The sequence below is a fragment of the Kitasatospora sp. NPDC052868 genome, from assembly GCF_044547105.1.
GTDB lineage: Bacteria > Actinomycetota > Actinomycetes > Streptomycetales > Streptomycetaceae > Kitasatospora.
Map to the genome: position 1 here is coordinate 104,885 of NZ_JBITZW010000013.1, position 20,260 is coordinate 125,144.

A 20,260-nucleotide genomic window follows, 5' to 3' on the forward strand; every position below is an offset into this window, starting at 1 on the left:
CCACCATGACCGAGCTGCCGAGCGGTGTGGTCGAGCCCGACGCCGTCGCCACCGACCACAAGTTCGTCGTCGCCCTCAAGGCCAAGCTGGCGCCGGGCGTCGCCACCAACGCCGCCTCCCACCTGTGCCTCGGCCTGGTCGCCAAGGCCGCAGCCGAGCGGCCCGAACTGGTCGCCGACATGTCCTTCCTGACCTTCACCGACGGGGACGGCGGACAGCACACGCCGATCTCCGGGCTCTCGCTGGTGGTCCTGGAGGGCCGGCCCGCCTGGCTGCGCCGGCTGCGCGAGGAGGCGCACGCCGCCGGGCTGCTCTGCACCGACTTCACCGGCGAGATGACCGGCGGGGACTACGCCGACCAGCTGGACCGGATGAAGTCCACCGCGGAGGAGGCCCTCGACTACTACGGCATCGCGCTGTTCGGTCCGCGCGAGCAGGTCGATCCGCTGACCAGGAAGTTCTCGCTGCTGCGCTGAGGGTGGGCCTGTACCGGAGCCTTGACGACGTCCTTGTATCCGCTGTTCCGCCGATGTCCCTACCGCTGCCTACCTGCTGCTTTCCTGCTGAGTTGAAGGAGCCCAACGTGACCGCGACGCCCGACCGCACGGCCTCCCCGTACCAGCTCACCGTGATACCCCAGGCCGTCGTGGCGGCCGCGCTCGACCGGCTGCTCCCGCAGTCCAAGGCCGTGGTCGAACACGTCTACATCGAGGCCGCGGAGGGGCGGCTGGTCAACCCCGACAGCCTCTTCCTGCGGCCCGACCCCGACCCGGCCCACCGCGAGCGGATCATCGCCCTGCCCGCGTACGTGCCCGGCGAGAGTTCGGCCATGGGCATCAAGTGGATCTCCAGCTTCCCCGGGAACCTCGACCTCGGCCTGCCCCGGGCCTCGGCCCTGATCGTCCTCAACGACCTGCTCACCGGTTTTCCGACCGCGGTCATCGAGGGCGCCCTGATCAGCGCCCACCGGACGGCCCTCTCGGCGGCGGTCGGCGCCCAGGCGCTCTACGGCGGCGAGCGGCGGGTCGGCCGGCTCGCCGTGATCGGGACGGGCTTCATCGCCGAGACGACGGTCCGCACCATGGCCGCCGACGGCTGGGAGTTCGACTCGGTCGCCGTCCACGACCTCGACCCGGCCAGGGCCGAGGGCTTCGCGGAGCGGATCGCCGGACACACCGCCCGCGCGGTGGCGGCCGAATCCACCCGGGAGGCGGTCGCGGACGCCGACCTGGTGCTGCTCGCCACCACGGCGGTGCTGCCGCACCTGGCGGACGCCTCCTGGTTCAAGCCGGGCGCGGTGGTGCTCCACATGTCGCTGCGCGACCTCACCGCCGACGCGATGGCCGGGGCCGTGCACGTGGTGGACGAGGTCGGGCACGCGCTGCGCGAGCGGACCTCGCTGGCACTGGCGGTGGCCGGCGGCCTGGTGCGGCGCGAGGAGGTCCGCAACGTCGGCGACTACCTCCAGGGCCGGGTGAAGCCAGACCGGGAGCGGCTGGCGGTCTACTCGCCGTTCGGGCTCGGTTCGCTGGACATCGCGGTCGCGCGGCTGGTGCTGGACCAGTCGGTGGGGGCGGACGGGGTCGTGGTGGTCCCCGGGTTCTCGGGCTGACGCCGGCTCCGCGGGGCGGGTCGGGGCGGGTCGGGGCGGGTCCGGAGTCCGAGGCTGCTGCCGGTGCCGGTGCCGGTGCCGGTGCCGGTTGGTGGCCACGGCCAGGGCTCGCCCCGACGGGCTGAGGGGGGCTTGACGGGCTGGGGCGCTGGGGCGCTGGGGGGCTTTGCGGGGGCGTGTGGACCGTGTGGGGGGCGTGCGACGGGTGGGGCCGCAACGGGTGTGCGGGCCGAGGGAACAACAGGCGGACGGCCTGCGTTCGACCGGGCATGACCAGTGACGATGTATCCGTGACCGCCTCCCCCGACATCCTGCGCTACGCCGCGTTCGCCACCGATCCCGCCGGCGGGAACCCGGCAGGCGTGGTGCTGGACGCCTCCGGGCTGTCCGCCGAGCGGATGCTCGCCATCGCCGCCGAGCTCGGCTACTCGGAGACGGCCTTCCTGATACCGGAGGCGGCCGAGGGCGCCTACGCGGTCCGGTACTTCAGCCCGCTGACGGAGGTTCCGTTCTGCGGCCACGCCACCGTGGCCTCCGCCGTCGCGCTCGGTGAGCGCCTCGGCCCCGGCCGGTTCCGCTTCGCCACCCGCGCGGGCGAGGTGCCGATCGAGGTGGACAAGGGCTCGGACGGCGTGCTGCGCGCCACCCTCACCAGCGTCGAGCCGCACGTCGAGGAGGTGACCGAGGCGGACATCGCGGAGGTGCTGGCCCTGCTCGACTGGTCGCCGCAGGAGCTGGACGCCGCGCTGCCGCCGAGGATCGCCTACGCGGGCGCCCGCCACCTCGTGCTGGCCGCCGCCACCCGCGACCGGCTGGCCCGGCTCGCCTACGACTTCGACGGTCTCGCCGCCTATATGACGGCGCGCGACCTGGTCACGCTCCAGCTGGTCTGGCGCGAGAGCGAGCACGTGTTCCACGTCCGGAACCCGTTCCCGGTCGGCGGGGTGGTGGAGGACCCGGCGACGGGGGCGGCGGCCGCCGCCTTCGGTGCCTACCTGCGCGAGCGGGGCGCCGTGGTCGCGCCGGCGGTGCTCACCCTGCACCAGGGGGAGGACCTGGGCCGGCCCGGCCTGCTGCGGGTCGAGCTGCGGGAGGAGGACACCCGGGTCCGGGTGTCGGGTGCGGGGGTGGCCATTCCGTAGGGCGCCGGACAGGGCTTGGCCGACGCGCTTCAGAGGCTGCTGAGGGGCGGGCCGGGCGCGGTGGACGCCGCCGGGGTGGGTCGCCCCGACGGCATCCGGCCTGCTCCGGCCGCTGTCAGCAGAACCTTGAGCGTGCTGCGGAGTGCCGAGCGGCGGGTCGGCCCCCGTCGGGGAAAACCATTCGCGCACGCGCCGTGGGATGAGGGACCCTGCCCGCATGCAACGAGCGAGCGAACGGATGGTCAGCGTCCATCTCACCCACGGCGGTGACTATCTGGGGCCGCTCGGGCCCTTCGAGGTGGCCGGGGGCTGGTGGTCGTCCGCCGCGCCGGTGGTGGAACAGGTCACGGCACTGGTCGGGGTCCCGGTGGTGGTGGTCCGGCTGGCCGAGGTGGCGGAGGGCGGGGGCGGCCACGGAGGGCACGTGGTCTACCACGCCGAGGCGTTGGAGCGGCCCACCGGGTTGGAGCCGCGCCCGCCGCAGGCCGAGACCGCCGCCCTGCTCGGCCCCGCCGAGCGGCGGGCCGGCTGGGCCACGCCGTCCGGACTGCGCGAGGCACTCGACTGGGCGGAGCAGGCACTGCGGCTGGCGGGCCGCCCGGCGGCCGGCCGTGCCGAACAGGTCCGCACCTGGAACCTGTCCGGGCTGTTCCGCTTCACCACCCCCGGCGGCGACGCCTGGTTGAAGGCGATCAACCCGGCGTTCAACGCCCGCGAGTCCGAGGTCATCGCCCTGCTCCGCACGGTCGACCCCACCCTCGTCCCGGCGGTCCTCGCCGCCGACCCGGAGCGCGGCCGGCTGCTGCTAGACCACGTCCCCGGCGAGGACTGCTGGGGCCCGTCCGCCGAGGCCGTCGCCGACGTGCTGCCGCGGCTGGTCGCCGCCCAGGCGGCGCTCGCCGCCGACGGCCGGGCCGCGGCCGCCGGGCTGCCCGACCGGACCCCGGCCGCCCTGGTCGGCCGGGTACGCACCCTGCTCGACCGGCCGGAGGCCACCGCCGAGCTGACCGCCGAGGAGCTCGCCGCCGCCAGGGCCCTCGCCGACCGCCTGCCCGCGCTCGTCGAGGAGCTCGCCGCCTGCGGCCTGCCCGAGACCTTGGTGCACGGCGACTTCCACCCCGGCAACTGGCGCTCCGACGGCCGCAACACGGTGGTCGTCGACTACGCCGACTCCTGCTTCGGCCACCCGGCCCTGGACGGGCTGCGCCCGCGCCAGTACGTCTCGGAGGAGCGCTGGGCGCAGATCGCCGAGGTGTGGGCGCAGGCCTGGCGCAGGCACGCGCCCGGCTCGGACCCGGAGCGCGCACTGGAGCTGGTGGAGCCGCTCTACCACCTGTCCTACGCCGTGCGGTACCAGGAGTTCCTGGACCATGTCGAGACCAGCGAGCGCCCGTACCACGAGGGCGACCCGGTGAGCGAGATCCGGGCGGCGCTGGCCCGGTGAACCGGCGGTCGGCCTCCGGCCGACCGCCGTCGAGGCCTGGCCGGGCAACCTCCCCGCCAGGCCTCGGAGTTCGGGTCAGCCGATCCGGTGACCGGCGACAACTCGGCTATCCCCTAGGTGATCTGACGGTCCGTACCCCCAGCGGATGAGTCGGCCGGGCTTTACCCCACCCCCCAGGGAGGATGACTCTTCCTTTACCTTCTTCCTATGGTCTAGGCCATGTTGAGCCGATCACTCAAAGCCCTCTGCGGGACGGTGGTGTTGGCCCTCACGGCCACCCTCGCCTCGGTGGCCCAGGCCCAGGCCGCACCGCCGCCTCCCGCGCCGACCTGGCGGGAGTGCCCGCCCGACCCCTACGGAAGCCCCGTCGACCCGCGGCTGCGCTGCACCACGCTGCGCGTGCCGCTGGACTACCGGGCGCCGTCCGGTCCGACCATCGAGATCGCCGTCTCCCGGCTGGCCACCGCCAAGGCCGGGGTGCGCCGCGGCATCCTGCTGCACAACGGCGGCGGCCCCGGCGGGTTCAGCCTCAACCTGCCGAGCGCCTGGGTGCACAACTACCCGCAGGACGTCCTGGACCGCTACGACCTGGTCAGCTTCGACCCGCGCGGCGTCGGCTACAGCACGCCCGTCACCTGCGGCCGCACCGCGGCCAGCCTCCCCAACGAGCGCGTCCTGCCCTACCCGGCCGCGGACGGGTCGATCGGTGCGAACGTCACCTTCGCCCGCGACCTGGCCCGGGACTGCCTGGCCCACGGCGGCGACGTGCTGCGCCACATCACCACCGCCAACACCGCGCGGGACATGGACCGGATCCGCGCCGCGCTCGGCGAACGCAAGCTCTCCTACAACGCGGCCTCCTACGGCAGTTACCTGGGCGCCGTGTACACCGAGCTCTTCCCGGACCGCAGCGACCGGATCATCCTCGACTCCAACGTGGACCCGAAGGCCGTCTGGCACGGGCAGTTCGCGCTCTGGGACCAGGCGACCGAGCTGCGCTTCGGGGACTTCGCGAACTGGGCGGTCGAGCGGGAGTCCGAGCTGCACCTCGGCGCCACCCCCGCGGAGGTCCGGGCGAACTTCCTCGCCCTGGCCGCCCGCCTCGACCGGACCCCCGTCACCCACCCGCAGGCGGGCCCGGTCAACGGCAACCTTTTCCGCGCGGTCTACCACGGGTACTCGTACCACACGTTCTACTTCCCCGAGATCGCCGCCTGGTGGCGCTTTCTCGACCAGGGCGGCCCGGCCCCCGAGTGGCTGAGCTTCCCGGTGGTCCCCGGGATACCCGAGGACAACGGGACGGCCTCGCTGTTCGCGGTGGCCTGCGGGGACGCCCGTGCGCCGCGCGACATCGGCCACTACCAGCGGGAGGTGACGGCCGACCGGGCCCGGTACCCGCTGCTGGCCGGGATGGGCACCAACATCCTGCCCTGCGCGTTCTGGCCGGACCCGGTCGAGCCGCCGGTGAGGATCACCGACCGCGGGCCGCGCAACGTCCTGCTCCTGCAGACCGCCCGGGACCCGGCCACCCCGCTCGCGGGCGCGCTCGGCCAGCGCGGCTCGTTCGGCAAGCGGGCCCAGCTGGTCACCGTCAACACCGGCAACCACGGCGCCTACGACCCGTTCACCCCGTCCTGCGCCGTCACCGCGGCCAACCGGTTCCTGGTCACCGGGGTGCTGCCCGCCCGTGACCTGACCTGCGAGCCCGACCCCGTCGACGCCCGGGCGGCCGCGCCGCAGACGCAGACGCAGACGCAGCCGCCGGCGCCCGGCCGGGGGCCGGTCGGCCCGGCGCTGCTCCGACCGGTGCCGCTGCCCTGAACGGCGGACCACGGCGGACCACGGCGGGTGCGGTCCGGGGGACCGCGCCCGCCGTGCGCCGGGTAGCCAGGCGAGCCGGCGGGGGCGACCCTAGCCGTCCCGGTCGTCCGGCCCGGTGAGAGTGGTCAGGAGGGTGCGGGCCTGCTCGCGGAGGTGGTCGACGGGGAGGCCCTCGTAGATCAGTTCCAGGCCGAGGGCGGTCGCCCGGCTGACCGCGTAGTACGACTGGTAGGCGAGGTAGGGGCGGTGGTCGTCGAGCGGGTCCAGGCCGACGGCGAGGGTGGCGAAGTGGGTCCGGCCGTTCTCCGTCCGGGCGAGCTGCCACTCCTGCTCGAAGGGCTCGGGCTCGTGGAGGAGTTCGTCGGGCGGGAGCTCTTCGCGCGGGAGTTGTTCATGCGGGGCCTCGTCGTGCGCGAGCTCCAGGAGCGCCCGGGCGAACGCGCCGACCTGCTCGGTGTCCTCGAAGGGGAGGGTCTCGGACCAGCCGGGCGCCCCGGCCAGGAACTGCCAGCCGGAGCCGGACCCGTCCGGTTCCCGGCCGACGCCGAAGACCCATTCGCCGTCGGCGTCGTCACGCCACCGGCAGTGCAGTACCAGGTCCATCGCGTGCCCCCTTGTCGGTTCGGCGGCTCATCCCGGTACAGCGGTTCCTGCCCGGGCCGGGCCCTCCCACACCATGCGGGAGGGCCCGACCCGTTCTCAGGCCGAGGGTGCGGCCGGCCGGCCGTCGCGCGCGGGGAGCACGGCGAGCGCCTCGGCCGGGCAGAAGTCGACGGCCTCGGCCAGCTCCTCCGTCGGTTCCTCCCCGGCGCCGCCGCGCAGCGGGTGGGCGAGGCCGTCGGCACCGAGCTCCAGGGAGCGGGGCGCGGTCAGCACGCACATCCCGGAGCCGACGCAGCGGTCCCGGTCCACCCGGACCACCACCAGCGGTCCGGACGCCGGAGCCCCCGGGGGCACCGGGTGCTCCGTGGCCGTCACCAGGCGACCTGAAGGGTGTTCGGGCTGCGGGTGAGCAGTCCGCGCCGCCAGTCGATCCCCTCGGGCGGCTCGGTGAGCCGCAGCGAGGGCAGCCGCCGGGCCAGCCGGTGGAGGCCGAGTTCGAGCTCCATCCGGGCCAGCCAGGCACCCAGGCAGTGGTGCGGCCCCGCCCCGAAGGTGTACATCGGCGCGGCGAGCGGCGAGAACAGCTCGGTGATCAGGTCGCCGGTGAACAGCTCGGGGTCGTGGTTGGCGGTGCCGGTGTCGGCGGCGACCACACCGCCCTTCGGGATGACCACACCGCCGATCTCCACGTCCTCGACGGTGCGCCGCAGCAGACCGGGGAGGACGTCGGAGTCCCCGAGCGGGACGGCGCGCAGCAGCTGCTCGGTGGCGGCGGCCGCGCTCTGCTCGTCCGCCGCGAGGCGGTGCCAGGCCTCGCGGCCGTCGCCGAGCAGGTAGACCAGGGCGTTGCCGAGGGTGGTCATGGTGGTCTCGTGCCCGGCCACCACCAGGCCGATGACCAGCGAGACCAGCTGGGGTTCGGTGATGTCGCCGCTCTCCTCGGCGGCCGTGAGCAGACTGCTGACCAGGTCCTCGCCGGGGGCGGCGCGGCGCTCGGCGATCACCTCGGCACCGAAGGCGGCGAACTCGCCCATCGCCGTCCGGATCGCCTCGGCGGAGTACGCGGTGGCGGAGAGCGCGTGGTCGCTCCAGTGCGCGAGCCGCTTGCCGTCGAGCCCGTCCAGGCCCATCAGCCGGCTGATCACGGCGACCGGCAGCGGGCGGGTGTAGGCGGAGACGATGTCGACGGCGGAGCCGTGGTCGATCAGCTCGTCCAGCAGGCCCTCGATCACCGAGGCCACCCACGGGCGCCAGCGGGCGATCGCGCGCGGGGTGAACGCCCGCTGCACGGTGCGGCGCAGCCGCTGGTGGTCGGTGCCGTCGAGGTTCAGCAGGCTCTGCGGGTCGTCCAGGATGTTGGGGGTGAGCGCGAGCGGCGGCGCGTCCGGGGCGTACAGCGCGGCCCGGCCCAGACGCGGGTCGGTGAGCACCTGCCGGACGTCGGTGTGCCGGCTGACCAGCCAGACCGGGGTCCCGGTGGGGAGCGCGGCCAGCCGCGGCGGGCCGGGTTCGAGGTGGCGCAGGCAGTGCAGCGGGATCAGGGGCGCGTCGGTGGTGCCAGGACCGGCACCGGTGGCACTGTTCTCGGCGGACATCCGTACTCCAGACTCCAGGCGGTGGGCCGCTCTGGGCGGCCCGGCGGGGGGTGGATCCGGGGGAGGTGCGCGGGCGTGGATGCTCGGGGGACGGGGTGGGGCCCGATACGACCGTACGTGGGCGACGGGCGTGCAGTCAGCGGCACTTTGAGCCATCGGCGATGCGGTCGGGGCACGATGACAGGCGCTCAGTGCCGGGCGCGCGCCCCCCGGTCGGCGGTCATCGGAGGGCCGGTGAGCCGGATCACCCGGGCCGTTCGCCGGGCACGGGGCACCCCGGGCGCTAGGCTGCCCGGGTAAGCCGTGGAGCAGGTCGAGCAGGTCACGCCGGTGCTTTTGGTCGCACCGGCCGACGGAGGTGGATTTCGGATGTCCCAGCAGGTCAAGGCAGTCATCGCGCGCGCCAAGGGCGCGCCCGTGGAGGTGGCGACGATCGTCGTGCCCGACCCGGGGCCCGGCGAGACGGTGGTGCGGATCCAGGCCTGCGGCGTCTGCCACACCGACCTGCACTATCGCGAGGGCGGCATCAACGACGAGTTCCCCTTCCTGCTGGGCCATGAGGCCTCGGGCATCGTGGAGTCGGTCGGCGAGGGTGTCACCGAGGTCGAGCCGGGGGACTTCGTCATCCTCAACTGGCGTGCGGTGTGCGGCCAGTGCCGGGCCTGTCGGCGCGGCCGGGCGCAGTACTGCTTCAACACCCACAACGCCAAGCAGAAGATGACGCTGCTGGACGGCACCGAGCTGTCGCCGGCCCTGGGCATCGGCGCGTTCGCCGAGAAGACCCTGGTCGCGGCCGGGCAGTGCACCAAGGTGGACCCGGCCGCCGCGCCGGCCGTGGCCGGACTGCTGGGCTGCGGAGTGATGGCGGGCATCGGCGCCGCGATCAACACCGGCAACGTCGGCCGGGGCGACTCGGTCGCGGTGATCGGCTGCGGCGGAGTCGGCGGCGCGGCCGTGATGGGCTCGCGGCTGGCCGGCGCGGGGACGATCATCGCGGTGGACATCGACGACCGCAAGCTGGAGACCGCCCGCACGCTGGGCGCCACCCACACCGTCAACTCCCGTACCACCGACCCGGTCGAGGCGATCCGCGAGCTGACCGGCGGCCACGGCGCGGACGTGGTGGTCGAGGCGGTCGGCCGCCCGGAGACGTACAAGCAGGCGTTCTACGCGCGGGACCTGGCCGGTACGGTCGTGCTGGTCGGCGTGCCGACCCCGGAGATGACGCTGGAGCTGCCGCTGCTGGACGTGTTCGGCCGCGGTGGTGCGCTGAAGTCCTCCTGGTACGGCGACTGCCTGCCCTCGCGGGACTTCCCGATGCTGATCGACCTCTACCTCCAGGGCCGCCTGGACCTCGGCGCGTTCGTCACCGAGACCATCGAACTCGACGCGGTGGAGCAGGCGTTCGAGCGCATGCACCAGGGCGACGTGCTCCGTTCGGTGGTCGTCCTGTGAGCACCGCACGGATCGACCGGCTCGTCACCGCCGGCACCTTCGAACTCGACGGCGGCAGCTGGGAGGTGGAGAACAACGTCTGGATCGTCGGCGACGACGCCGAGGCCGTGGTGATCGACGCGGCGCACGACGCCGACGCGATCGAGGCCGCGCTCGGCGGGCGCCGACTGCTGGCGATCGTCTCCACCCACGCGCACAACGACCACATCGACGCCGCCCCCGCGCTCGCCGAGCGCACCGGTGCGCCGATCCTGCTGCACCCGGACGACCTGCCGCTGTGGAAGCTCACTCACCCCGACCGCCTGCCGGACGGCGAACTCGCCGACGGGCAGCGGATCGAGGTGGCCGGCACCGCGCTGACCGTGCTGCACACGCCCGGCCACGCGCCGGGCGCGGTCTGCCTGTACGCGCCGGAGCTCGGCACGGTCTTCACCGGCGACACCCTCTTCCACGGGGGCCCGGGTGCCACCGGCCGGTCGTTCTCGCACTTCCCGACCATCATCGACTCGATCCGCGACCGCCTGCTCTCGCTCCCCCCGGAGACTGCGGTCCGCACCGGCCACGGCGACCCGACCACCATCGCCGCCGAGGCCCCGGCCCTGCCGGAGTGGATCGCCCGCGGGCACTGACGCCGTCCGTACCCACCGCCCGGCCCGGTGCCCGCAGCACCGGGCCGGGCGTCGTACGATCGCGGGCATGGCCCATGATCCGCGCGCACTCGACGACGCCTTCCTCGCCTTCTGGCGGGAGCGGCACATCTCCACGCTGACCACGCTGCGCCCGGACGGTTCGCCGCACGTGGTGCCGGTGGGGGTGACGTTCCAGGCGGAGGCCGGGATCGCGCGGGTGATCAGCAGCCGGACCAGCCGGAAGGTTCGCAACGTGCTGGCCGCCGGGCCCGAGGGGATGCGGGTGGCGGTCTGCCAGGTGGAGGGTGCGCGCTGGTCGACGCTGGAGGGGGTGGCCGTCGTCCGGGACGCGCCCGGGGCGGTGGCCGAGGCGGTACGGCGGTACGCCGAGCGCTACCGGGAGCCGCGGGTGAACCCGGACCGGGTGGTCATCGAGATCACCGTGGACCGGGTGCTCGGCCGAGCCTAGCTAGGGCCTGTCGTCCCGGGCCGTCCCCGGTGTTTATCGGACGTTGATCGCCTGGGCCTAGTGTCGGGCCCATGAACAACGGAACGACCGGGGTGCAGGGCGTGCGGGCACTGCCCGAGGGGCGGATGACGGAGCAGGACGCGGACCGGTTCCGGCTGCTGCTGACCCGGCTGGAGAGTTCACTGGCGGCGGACCGCCGGGTGGCGGGCCAGCCTGCGACGGATCGGCGGGCGACCGATCGGCGGGCGGGGGCACCGGCCGGGGCGCAGGGCCGCGATGACTGAGGGGGCGGGCGGCGGACCGGTGCGGGTGCTGCCGCTGTGGCAGCGCGGGCCGGCCGCCGCGCCGTTCGAGGCGCACCGGCCCGGGGTGCGGGGGCACACCGGGCCGGTGGTGGAGGGCGGCGAGGGTCAGTTGACCGCGACGGCCGACCACGCCGCGGCGACCGCGGCGTACTCGGTGCCGCCCGCGCCGTAGAGGTCGGTGGCGGCCTTCAGGGTGGCCGTCCGGGCACCGGCGTAGGTGGTGCCGGACGTCATGTAGACGGTGAGCGCCCGGTACCAGATCTTGCCGAGCTTGTCCCGGCCGATCCCGTTGACGGTCGAGCCGTTGCAGGTCGGGCTGTTGTAGGGGATGCCGTCCACCACCCGGGCGCCGCTGCCCTCGGCGAGCAGGAAGGCGAAGTGGTTCGCCACGCCCGAGGAGTAGTGCACGTCGAGGTTGCCGACGCCGGAGCTCCAGCAGTCCGCCGACTTGGTGTCCTTGGAGGGCTGGTCCATGAACCGAAGCGCGGCCTTGCCGAAGCCGGGCTTCACGATCTCCTCGCCGATCAGGTAGTCGCCCGGGTCGGCGGGGTTGGCCGCGTAGAACTCGACCAGGGTGCCGAAGATGTCGGAGGTGGCCTCGTTGAGGCCGCCGGACTCGCCGGAGTAGGTGAGCTTGGCGGTGCGCGAGGTGACGCCGTGGGACATCTCGTGCCCAGCGACGTCCAGCGAGACCAGCGGGCCGAAGGTCGTCCCGTCGCCGTCGCCGTACGTCATGCAGAAGCAGGCGTCCTGCCAGAAGGCGTTGTTGTAGTTGCTGCCGTAGTGGACGCGGTTGTACGAGCCCTTGCCGTCCCCGGCGATGCCGGTGCGGCCGTGGACGTTCCGGTAGTAGTCCCAGGTGGTGTCGGTGCCGTACTGGGCGTCGACGGCGGCGGTGGCGCGGTCGGCGGTGGTGCCGGTGCCCCAGTGGTTGTCGGTGTCGGTGAAGACCACGGCGGGTGCCCGGCTGAGGCAGATGCTGCCGAAGCAGAAATCGGTCTTGTTCTGGGCGTCACCGGTGTAGGTGGTGCCCCGGGTGGGGTCCTTGAGCTGGTAGCCGCCGCCGACCGGCGTCGTCTCCAGCGCGACGGTGCCGCCGTAGAGCGAGGCGCCGTCTCCGGCGGCGGTCTCGATGGCGTCCCAGGCGTCGATCACGGCGCCGGTCGCCGCGTCGGAGAGCACCGTGCGGGAGACCGGGTTGCCGGACCCGTCCTTCCCGGAGGCGGTGGTCCGCCAGGCCAGTCGGGGCGCGCCGTGCAGGGCGTCCACCACCAACTCGGCGTTGGCCTCGGCCTGTCGGGCGGATCCGCCGAGGGCGCGGACGGCCTGTGCGCGGGCCGCGGCGGCCGGGACGGCGGGCCGGGTGGTGGGCACTGCGACGTCCGCGGAGGCGGCGCGGTCGGCGCCCGCGAAGGTGCCGCCGGGGGCGAGGTGGACGACCAGGTCGCCGCCCAGGACGGGCAGGCCCGCGTAGGTGCGGTCGTAGCGGACGTGCTGTGTGCCGTCGGCGTCGGTGATGACGCCCTGGACGGTGCGGCCCTGGCCGGGGGTGATGCCCAGTCGGGCGGCGTTGGCGGCCAGCGCGGCGTCGGCCCGGGCGGCCGCGGACGGCGGCCCGGCGGGCGCGGCGAGGGCCGTGCCGGGCAGGGCGACGGCGGTGAAGGTGGAGGCCGCGACGGCGACGGCGATGGCGGCGGCGGTGGTCCGGAGGCTGAGCGGCATCGTGCTCCTCGGTTCTCGGCGAAGGCCGCGGCGACGGCGCACGGAAGGGTGCGCCGTCGAGGGGGCGCGGCGGCGGGACGCGGTGAACGACGGCAGCGGCGAGGGCGGTCGGGGGTGCACCTGGCGCAGCGAGGGGGCGGACGGCGCGGCGGACGGCGCGCTGTGAACGGCGCGCTGTGGATCGCGCGGCGGGTGGCGCTGTGCGGAGAGCTGCCGGGGACAGCTGTTTTACATGCTCAGGTCACCCCGCGTCCAGAGCGTGTACGGAAACCGTTCGGCGCGGCCCGGGCGGATACCGCATCGCCCGAGCCGCGCCGAACGCCCTCCGGTGGCCGGCTACTTGGCGAACCGCACCTCGGGGAGGGCCGCCGGCACCACCGTGTGCCTCAGCAGTCGCACCCGCAGCCGTCGCACCCGTCGCAGCCGTCACAGCAGCTGCAGCAGTCGCTACAGCCCTCGCACCCGTCGCAGCAGTCGCAGCAGTTGTGCCGCTCGCAGAAGCCCTCCCGGCGCTCGCGGGAGAACGGGTCGTTGTGGTCGCAGCAGAGCAGCTGGCAGGAGCAGGCCATCAGAGCCCAGACCGCGCAGCCGGCCAGCAGGTTGCGGTGCGGCGGCTTCGGAGCGCCGGGCGGAGTGAAGCCGGGCCCCTGCGGCACCCAGGGCGGGATCGGGGCTCCGGGCCCGGCCGGCGGCTGGTCGGGGGTGTGCGTCGGCGGGGACTGCGGATCGGCGCCGGTGGCCGGGTGGTTGCCGCAGCTCGCCGCGTGCCCGGGCCGGCCGAAGACCCGCTCGACCGCGCGCTCGGTCTCGTGCGCGAGCAGGGTGTGCACCAGTGCGCGGTCGGTGAGCTCCACCTCGCGCAGGGCGAGGCGGATGCCGTGGACGGCGTCGCGGCAGAGCCGCTCGGCCTCGGCGCGGTCGGTGCCGGTGGCGGTCAGTGGGTTCCAGGCGCCGCTCGCGGCGTCCTCGGCCTGGTCCTCGGCGGCGTCCAGCAGATGGGCGAGTCGGCCGAACAGCCGCCCCGCCTCGGCCAGCGCAGCCGCGTTGCCGGGCCGGCCGGCCAGCACGGCGGTGTGTGCGAAGGCCGCCGAGGTGGCGCTCTCGGTGGGTTCGGTGACCAGCAGGACCGAGCGGCCCGGCCCCAGGCCGCGCTCCAGCCCGCCCTGCCGGGAGGCCGCGTCGAGCAGGACGGCGGTGTCGAAGCCGACCGCCGAGGCGCTGCCCGCGCTCTGCCGGTCCCAGCGCCTGGTCACCGCGCGGGCGCCGGCCGCGACCGGGCGGCGGGCGAACACGCCGTCCCGGTCCTCGACGTGGTCGCGGATCTTCACCGAGGCGAGCGTCAGCGAGACGGCGGCCGCGAGCCGGGCCCCCTCGCCCTTGGCGACCGAGGCGGTCCGCATCCCGCGCAGCGGGCAGGGCCCGGCGGTGCGGCGCCAGGACGCGTCGTCACGGGCGACCTGCGCCTCGACCAGCACGGAGATGATCAGGCCGTCGTAGTTGGTGGCGGTGCGGGCGAGTTGGCCGTGGTCGTCGCGCAGCGCGAGGCAGAGCCCGCACAGGTGCGCCATCCAGGAGGTCTGCAACCGCTCGGAAAGCCGGTGCCTGCAGGGCCTGATGATGCCGAACATGATCCCCCTCGCGTGCTCGCGGGCCGCTGATCGGACCCCCGTCCGCCGGACATCATATGATCACCGCCCGACGCGCCCGGGAGCTGTGGGGAAACGGTGACCAGGCACCCCGGCGCCGTACCGGGACAGGGCTCCTGTCGGGGGCGTCGGACGTGCGGGGGTCCCGCCTCTCGCGGGAGACGGGACCCCTGGGCACGGTCGGCGGTCATGGTGCGTCGGGGTGTTCGATCTGCTGGATCAGGCGCTTGAGCTGGGCGACCTCCTCGCGGAGGGCCTGGTCGCCGGCCGGGGTGAGGGTGATCCAGGTGCGGGGGCGCCGGCCTTCGTAGCCCTTCTCGATGTGGATCAGTGCGGCCTTCTCCAGGACGGTGAGGTGCTGTCCGAGGTTTCCGGCGGTGAGTTCGAGGGTGGTGCGCAGGAAGCCGAACTCGACCCGGCGGGCCTGGTGGGTGACGGTGAGGATGCCGAGGCGGACGCGCTGGTGGACGACGTCGTCCAGGCCGTTGACGGGGTGCTGGTCGCTCTGGTCTGTCATGACAGGGCGCGGTGGCGGGGCAGTTGGGTGCGGGCGAAGCCGAGGGCGCCGAGCAGCAGGAACGCGCCGGGCGGGATCAGACGGGGCAGGCCGGACCAGGGCGAGGTGGCGTCGATCCCCGCCCAGCCGGTGGGGATCGGTGCCAGCTCGAGCGCGAGGTAGGCCAGCGTGAAGAGCAGCAGGACGCGGCTGCGTTCCACCCAGGCCAGCACCAGCAGGGGCAGCCCGACGGTGGCGGCCCCTCCGGTGAACCGTTCGAGGAGCATGGTCAGTTCGGAGGAGGGGGCGAGGTGCAGACCCCAGAAGTCGAGCGGGCCGCCGGGAGTGAGGTGGCGGGTGGCCCAGAACCCGGTGGCGGCCACCAGGCCGACCAGGACGATCCCGGCGATGACGTACGGCCGGACCGGGGTGCCCACGCCGCGGTTGCGCGAGCGGCGGATGTAGAAGAACGCGGTCGCGGTGTAGGCGAGCAGGAGCCCGAGCGTCCAGTAGACCGGTGATCCCTGCTTGATGAGGACGCAGCCGGTGCCCGGGCCCGTCGAGCTCTGGTCGTCCAGGCAGGACACGGTCCGGATGGTGAAGGTGAGGCGGTTGGCGAGGATGCCGCCCAGCGTGAGCACGCCCAGCAGTAAGAGGGGGAACCAGGTGCCGCGCTGGGCGGCGCGGACCCTGCGGGTCAAGTTGCCGAGGCCGGCGAGGACTTCGCGGGGTGTGCCCGGCGCGGGCACTGCTTCGTCTGTCATGCAGTCAGCTTTGCATTGCAGAGTAGTTGTGGCAAGAGACTTCGGTGGGGCGGTCCGGTCGGTGAACTCCGCTGTCCTGGCGAGGTGTTGCGCGAGGTGTGCGGGCGGCCGGTGGGATCGGGGCATCGCCGCAGCTGGCAGGGCCGAAGGCCGGGCCGGCCGCCTTCTGGTGATCCCGGATCTGGGATAGCATCGCGAATATGGGAATCGATACGGCCGCCGACGAGCGGCTGGCCACCAGGCTGGCCGAGCTCCGCGTCGAACGCGGTTGGACACTGGAGGAGTTGGCCCAGCGGGCGGATGTCAGCCGGTCCACGCTGTCCCGGGTCGAGCGGGCCGAGGTCAGTCCGACCGCGGCCCTGCTCGGGCGGCTCTGCGCGGTGTACGGGCGCACCATGTCGCGGCTGCTCGCCGAGGTGGAGTCCGCCCCGGCCCGGCTGGTGCGCGCCGGGGAGCAGCGGGTCTGGCGCGACGAGGCCACCGGGTTCGTGCGGCGTTCGGTGTCGCCGCCGCACGGCTCGCTGCGCGCCGAGATCATCGAGGGGCGGTTGCCGCCGGGCGCCGACATCAGCTACGACCGGCCGTCGGTGCCCGGATTGGAGCACCACATCTGGGTCCTGGAGGGCGAGTTGGAGTTGACCGTCGACGATGAGTCGCAGCTGCTCGCGGCCGGGGACTGCCTGCGCTTCGTCTGCGGCACCACCCGGTTCCGCAGCCCCGGACCGGAGGACGCCCGGTACGCGCTGGTGGTGGTCGAGCCGTGACCGCCAACGGGTCGATACCCGCCGACGGGCCGATATCCGCTGCTGAGCCGGCTCCCGCCGACGCCCCGGCTCCCGCCCCCGTGCGCTTCGACGCCGCCGGGCGCCGGGTGCTGCTGGTCTGCGTGGCCGGCGGCTTCACCACCCTGCTCGACCAGTCGGTCCTCAACACCTCGATCCCCGCCCTGCGCGAGAGCCTGCACGCCCAGCCCGCCCACCTGCAGTGGATCGTCGCCGGGTACTCGCTCGCCTTCGGCCTGGCGCTGATCCCCGGCGGGCGGCTCGGCGACGTCAGGGGCCGCAAGTGGTTCTTCGTCACCGGGCTGGCCCTGTTCACCGCGGTCAGCCTGCTCTCCGCGACCGCCACCGAGCCCTGGGTGCTGGTCGCCGCGCGGCTGCTCCAGGGCGCCGGGGCCGGCCTGGTCAACTCCCAGATGATCGGCACCCTCCAGGACGTCTTCAGCGGCCAGCTGCGCGCCCGGGCGCTCGGGATGTACGCCGTCACCGGCGGTCTGGCCTTCGCGCTCGGGCCGCCGATCGGCGGCGCCGTCCTGGCGGCCGTCGGGCCCGAACACGGCTGGCGGCTGACCTTCCTGCTCAATGTGCCGTTCGGCCTGGCCACCGTCGCGCTCGCCGCCCGCTACCTGCCGCGCCCGCGCCCCAGCGCCCGGCACGCCGACCTCGACCTGGTCGGCCTGCTGCTGGTCGCCGCGCTGACCCTGACCCTGATGCTGCCCTTCGTCCAGCCGCCCGGCTGGACCGGCTGGCTCGCCTTCACCGCCGGCGCCTGCCTGCTGCTCGGCGCGCTGGCCTGGTGGCAGCGCCGCTACGCCCGCTCCGGCGGCCACCCGCTGATCCACCCCGCGCTCACCCGCTCGGCGCCGTACGCACTCGGCACGGCGGTGGCGATGGCCCAGTTCGGCTCGTCCATCGCCGCCGGGCTGGTGCTCACGATGTTCCTCCAGGACGGCCTCGGCCTGTCCCCGATGGGCGCAGCCCTGGTCTCGCTGCCCTCGGCGGTGTCGATGGGGGTGGCCTCGGCGCTCGCCTGGCGGGTCGTCCAGCGGTTCGGCCGGCGGACCGTGACCGCCGGTATGGCCGCCTCCGCCCTGGTGATGCTCGCCGGGGGACTGGTCGTGCACTGGGCGCCGACGGCCGCCCTGCCCTGGGTGCTGGCGCTGCTGCAACTGCTCGGCGGTGCGGCCATCGGCGTGATGGGGGCCACCAACCAGGCCTACGTGCTGCGCCACGCGCCCGCCGAGGCGGCCGGGGTGAGCGGTGCGATCCTGCAGATGGCGCAGCGGATCGCGGCGGCGGTCTGCGTCTCCGCGCTGTCCGGGTTGTACCTGCGCGCCACTGCGGGCGGGGGAGGGCACCGGGCGGCCTACTCCTGGGCGAGCGCGGTGTGCGCGGTGGTGGCGGGCCTGGCGGTGCTGGCGGCGGTGTACGCGAGCCGGGCCGCGAAGGACGGGGAGGCGCCGGCGGCGGTGGCCTCGCCGGGGCCCTCGGCGGTGGGAGCGGAGCGCTGAGCCCCGCCGGGGGGCGGTTCCGCGTCGGCGTCGGGCTTGTGCGTCGGGATTGAGCGTCAGGATTGTGCGTCGGGCGAACAGTGCTCCCGGCCCGGCCGGTCCGCGCATACGGTGATCGTCATGACCGATCAGCTGACCGTCGACCTCGGGGAACTCCGCCTCGCCTACCGCGTGCACGGTGCGGTCGGCGCCCCGCCGCTGCTGCTCCTGCACGCGCTGGGCGAGCGGGGCGCGGACTGGGACGGGGTGCTCCCGCAGCTCGCCCCGCACCACCGGGTGTACGCCCTCGACCTGCGCGGCCACGGGGGCAGCGACCGCCCCGCCCGCTACGGCCTGGAGCTGATGCGGGACGACGTGGTCGCCTTCCTGGACGCGCTCGGACTGGCCCGGGTGGACCTCGTCGGCCACTCGATGGGCGGCGTGGTCGCCTACCTGCTCGCCCAGTCGCACCCCGAGCGGGTCGGGCGGCTGGTCCTGGAGGACATCCCGGCGCCCCACCCGCGCCCGGCCTCGCCCGTCGCCGACGCCCCCGACGGACCGGTGGACTTCGACTGGGCCGCGGTCGGGCAGATCAAGGCGCAGATCGACACCCCGGAGCCGGCCTGGCGGGAGCGCCTGGCTGACATCGCCGCGCCGACCCTGGTGGTGGCCGGCGGCCCGACCAGCCACGTCCCGCAGGACCGGATCGCCGAACTGGCCCGCCGGATCCCGGACTGCCGGGTGGTGACCATCGAGGCCGGACACCTGGTGCACCACAGCCGGTCGGCGGAGTACGTCGCGGTGGTCGCACCGTTCCTGCACCCCGCCTAGGGCCTCTCTTATGGATCATGCCGGGCGCACGACGCCGGAGCACGCACCTCGCTGCGTTGTCGTCGGTTGCCGATGCTCCGCATGGACGCCCTCCTCCGCCTTGCGATGCACGCACTCCAACGCCGCGCGCTGATCCGACCTGATCCATAAGAGAGGCCCTAGGGCTCGGTCGGATCCCGCGCACTCACCAGTGGTCACCACCGCATTCCGGCTGGGCAGGACACTCCGAAAGGCCCTACACCCGGAGGTACTTGCGCAGGGTGACGAGCGCCGCACCGGCCGCCATCACCGTTCCTGCCACGACCAGCAGGGGGATCACCGAGAGCACGGAGGAGGCGCCGATGAAGTGGATGAAGCTGATCCGCTTGCCGATCACGTGGCTGACGACGTAGTGGCCGCAGAACAGCAGCCCGGACGCCAGCGCTGCGCCCAGCAGGGCGGCGAAGACGGCCTCGGCGATGAACGGGATCTGGACGTAGAGGTTGGACGCGCCGACCAGCCGCATCACACCGGTCTCCCGCCTCCGGCTGTACGCGGAGATCCGGACGGTGTTGACGATCAGCAGGAGTGCGACGCAGAGCATCAGCCCGGTCAGCACGAGCGCTGTCTGCTGCAGGGTGTTGAGCACCAGGAAGAGGTTCTCCATGACCGAGCGCTGGTCGGTCACCGAGTGGACGCCGGGTTTGCCCATGAAGGCCGACCTGATGACGTCGTACTTCGCCGGGTCCGTCAGCTTGACCCGCCAGGACTGCTGGATGGCCTCCGGGCCGACCACGGAGGCCAGCGGGCTGTTCGGCACCATTTCCTTCCAGCGCTTGTAGCCCTCCACCGCACTCTCGAAGCTGGCGGACTTCACCACCGACATCTTGTCGAGGGCCGTCTTCACCTCGGCGATCTGCTGGTCGGTGGCGGCGCCGCCCGTGCACTGCGGCGAGTAGATGACGTCCGTCCTGGTGCAGAAGTAGACGCTGACCTCGACCCGGTCGTACCAGAAGCCCTTCATCGAGTCGACCTGGGCCCGGACGAGCAGGCTGGCGCCGGCCAGTGCCAGGGCGAGGGCGACGCTGACGACGACGGCAATGGTCATCGTCACGTTGCGGCGCAGGCCGATGCCGATCTCTGACAGGACGAACTGGGCACGCATCGTTTCCAACTCCAAGCGGCAGCCGGGACCGTACGGGCGGAGCACCGGACCGGGCGGGGCTGCCGCGACGGCGGGAGCGGCCGTGGGCGGGTCCGGGTGTGCCCTCGCGATCAAGGACCCCCATCTCTACCGGTGCGGCCCGGGGCGGCACAGAAGCGTTCGGGCACAGTGCGCCGCCCGATCGGGAACGGCCGCCGCCCGGCCGGGGCCTCCTCCACGGTCACGCCCGGGGAGTACGGCTCCAGGTCGCGGAAGAACCGGACCGGATCGGCCGGCAGCAACGGCTCGATCCGGTCCCACATCGCATCACTGA

The 20,260-nt window shown here is 74.0% G+C and carries 20 protein-coding genes; 12 read left to right on the forward strand and 8 right to left on the reverse strand.

The window, feature by feature from the left end; all coding sequences use genetic code 11:
• The first annotated feature begins 5 nt into the window (after positions 1–5).
• The 5 genes from ACIGZJ_RS22755 (at position 6) to ACIGZJ_RS22775 (ending at position 6,019) form a co-directional block, all read left to right on the forward strand.
• The gene (locus ACIGZJ_RS22755) at positions 6–476 is read left to right on the forward strand and encodes a DUF2000 domain-containing protein (protein ID WP_396458925.1); all 471 of its coding nucleotides are present in this window, start codon (positions 6–8) and stop codon (positions 474–476) included.
• A gap of 107 nt (positions 477–583) precedes the next feature.
• On the forward strand, positions 584–1,612 hold the full coding sequence (locus ACIGZJ_RS22760; RefSeq protein WP_396458926.1) for an NAD(P)-binding domain-containing protein: 1,029 nt from the start codon (positions 584–586) through the stop codon (positions 1,610–1,612).
• Between the two features lie 269 nt (positions 1,613–1,881).
• On the forward strand, positions 1,882–2,754 hold the full coding sequence (locus ACIGZJ_RS22765; RefSeq protein ID WP_396458927.1) for a PhzF family phenazine biosynthesis protein: 873 nt from the start codon (positions 1,882–1,884) through the stop codon (positions 2,752–2,754).
• 217 nt (positions 2,755–2,971) lie between these two features.
• Complete coding sequence (locus tag ACIGZJ_RS22770; protein ID WP_396458928.1) at positions 2,972–4,198, forward strand: phosphotransferase; 1,227 nt, start codon at positions 2,972–2,974, stop codon at positions 4,196–4,198.
• Positions 4,199–4,417: 219 nt separating this feature from the next.
• Positions 4,418–6,019, forward strand: a complete 1,602-nt coding sequence (locus ACIGZJ_RS22775) for an alpha/beta hydrolase (protein ID WP_396458929.1) — start codon at positions 4,418–4,420, stop codon at positions 6,017–6,019.
• Positions 6,020–6,109: 90 nt separating this feature from the next.
• Here the strand turns inward: ACIGZJ_RS22775 and ACIGZJ_RS22780 are convergent, their stop codons facing one another.
• The 3 genes from ACIGZJ_RS22780 to ACIGZJ_RS22790 form a co-directional block, all read right to left on the reverse strand.
• Positions 6,110–6,622: a hypothetical protein gene (locus ACIGZJ_RS22780; protein ID WP_396458930.1), complete on the reverse strand. Its 513-nt coding sequence runs from the start codon at positions 6,620–6,622 to the stop codon at positions 6,110–6,112.
• Between the two features lie 96 nt (positions 6,623–6,718).
• Entirely contained in the window at positions 6,719–6,997 is a 279-nt protein-coding gene (locus tag ACIGZJ_RS22785; protein ID WP_396458931.1) for a ferredoxin, read from the reverse strand.
• Complete coding sequence (locus ACIGZJ_RS22790) at positions 6,994–8,217, reverse strand: cytochrome P450 (RefSeq protein ID WP_396458932.1); 1,224 nt, start codon at positions 8,215–8,217, stop codon at positions 6,994–6,996. Before ACIGZJ_RS22790 ends, ACIGZJ_RS22785 begins: the two co-directional genes overlap by 4 nt.
• Positions 8,218–8,586: 369 nt before the next feature.
• Between ACIGZJ_RS22790 and ACIGZJ_RS22795 the strand changes: the two genes are divergently transcribed.
• From ACIGZJ_RS22795 to ACIGZJ_RS22810, 4 genes are all read left to right on the forward strand, one after another.
• Positions 8,587–9,672, forward strand: coding sequence for an S-(hydroxymethyl)mycothiol dehydrogenase (locus ACIGZJ_RS22795; protein ID WP_392939182.1), 1,086 nt, complete (start codon positions 8,587–8,589; stop codon positions 9,670–9,672).
• Entirely contained in the window at positions 9,669–10,301 is a 633-nt protein-coding gene (locus tag ACIGZJ_RS22800; RefSeq protein ID WP_396458933.1) for an MBL fold metallo-hydrolase, read from the forward strand. The genes ACIGZJ_RS22795 and ACIGZJ_RS22800 overlap by 4 nt, the downstream gene beginning before the upstream one ends.
• Positions 10,302–10,368: 67 nt before the next feature.
• On the forward strand, positions 10,369–10,770 hold the full coding sequence (locus ACIGZJ_RS22805; protein ID WP_396458934.1) for a pyridoxamine 5'-phosphate oxidase family protein: 402 nt from the start codon (positions 10,369–10,371) through the stop codon (positions 10,768–10,770).
• Between the two features lie 71 nt (positions 10,771–10,841).
• Positions 10,842–11,054, forward strand: coding sequence for a hypothetical protein (locus tag ACIGZJ_RS22810; RefSeq protein ID WP_396458935.1), 213 nt, complete (start codon positions 10,842–10,844; stop codon positions 11,052–11,054).
• A gap of 126 nt (positions 11,055–11,180) precedes the next feature.
• On the opposite strand, the gene ACIGZJ_RS22815 is transcribed toward ACIGZJ_RS22810, so the two are convergent.
• The 4 genes from ACIGZJ_RS22815 to ACIGZJ_RS22830 all read right to left on the reverse strand — a co-directional run bounded on the left by ACIGZJ_RS22815 (position 11,181) and on the right by ACIGZJ_RS22830 (position 15,703).
• The gene (locus ACIGZJ_RS22815) at positions 11,181–12,797 is read right to left on the reverse strand and encodes a M4 family metallopeptidase (RefSeq protein ID WP_396458936.1); all 1,617 of its coding nucleotides are present in this window, start codon (positions 12,795–12,797) and stop codon (positions 11,181–11,183) included.
• Between the two features lie 386 nt (positions 12,798–13,183).
• Positions 13,184–14,425 carry a DUF5685 family protein gene (locus ACIGZJ_RS22820; protein WP_396458937.1) on the reverse strand — a complete coding sequence of 414 codons (1,242 nt, stop codon included), beginning with the start codon at positions 14,423–14,425 and terminating at the stop codon, positions 13,184–13,186.
• A 205-nt stretch (positions 14,426–14,630) separates the two neighbouring features.
• Positions 14,631–14,960, reverse strand: coding sequence for a winged helix-turn-helix domain-containing protein (locus ACIGZJ_RS22825; RefSeq protein WP_396458938.1), 330 nt, complete (start codon positions 14,958–14,960; stop codon positions 14,631–14,633).
• Positions 14,957–15,703, reverse strand: coding sequence for a hypothetical protein (locus tag ACIGZJ_RS22830; RefSeq protein ID WP_396458939.1), 747 nt, complete (start codon positions 15,701–15,703; stop codon positions 14,957–14,959). The genes ACIGZJ_RS22825 and ACIGZJ_RS22830 overlap by 4 nt, the downstream gene beginning before the upstream one ends.
• A 200-nt stretch (positions 15,704–15,903) precedes the next feature.
• On the opposite strand from ACIGZJ_RS22830, the gene ACIGZJ_RS22835 reads away from it, so the two are divergent.
• The 3 genes from ACIGZJ_RS22835 to ACIGZJ_RS22845 all read left to right on the forward strand — a co-directional run bounded on the left by ACIGZJ_RS22835 (position 15,904) and on the right by ACIGZJ_RS22845 (position 18,803).
• Complete coding sequence (locus tag ACIGZJ_RS22835; RefSeq protein ID WP_396458940.1) at positions 15,904–16,467, forward strand: helix-turn-helix domain-containing protein; 564 nt, start codon at positions 15,904–15,906, stop codon at positions 16,465–16,467.
• Positions 16,464–17,993, forward strand: coding sequence for an MFS transporter (locus ACIGZJ_RS22840; protein ID WP_396458941.1), 1,530 nt, complete (start codon positions 16,464–16,466; stop codon positions 17,991–17,993). The genes ACIGZJ_RS22835 and ACIGZJ_RS22840 overlap by 4 nt, the downstream gene beginning before the upstream one ends.
• Before the next feature lie 120 nt (positions 17,994–18,113).
• Positions 18,114–18,803, forward strand: a complete 690-nt coding sequence (locus ACIGZJ_RS22845) for an alpha/beta fold hydrolase (RefSeq protein WP_396458942.1) — start codon at positions 18,114–18,116, stop codon at positions 18,801–18,803.
• A gap of 235 nt (positions 18,804–19,038) precedes the next feature.
• Here ACIGZJ_RS22845 and ftsX read toward each other — a convergent pair whose 3' ends face one another.
• Positions 19,039–19,947, reverse strand: a complete 909-nt coding sequence (ftsX, locus tag ACIGZJ_RS22850) for a permease-like cell division protein FtsX (protein ID WP_396458944.1) — start codon at positions 19,945–19,947, stop codon at positions 19,039–19,041.
• Positions 19,948–20,260 lie beyond the last annotated feature (313 nt).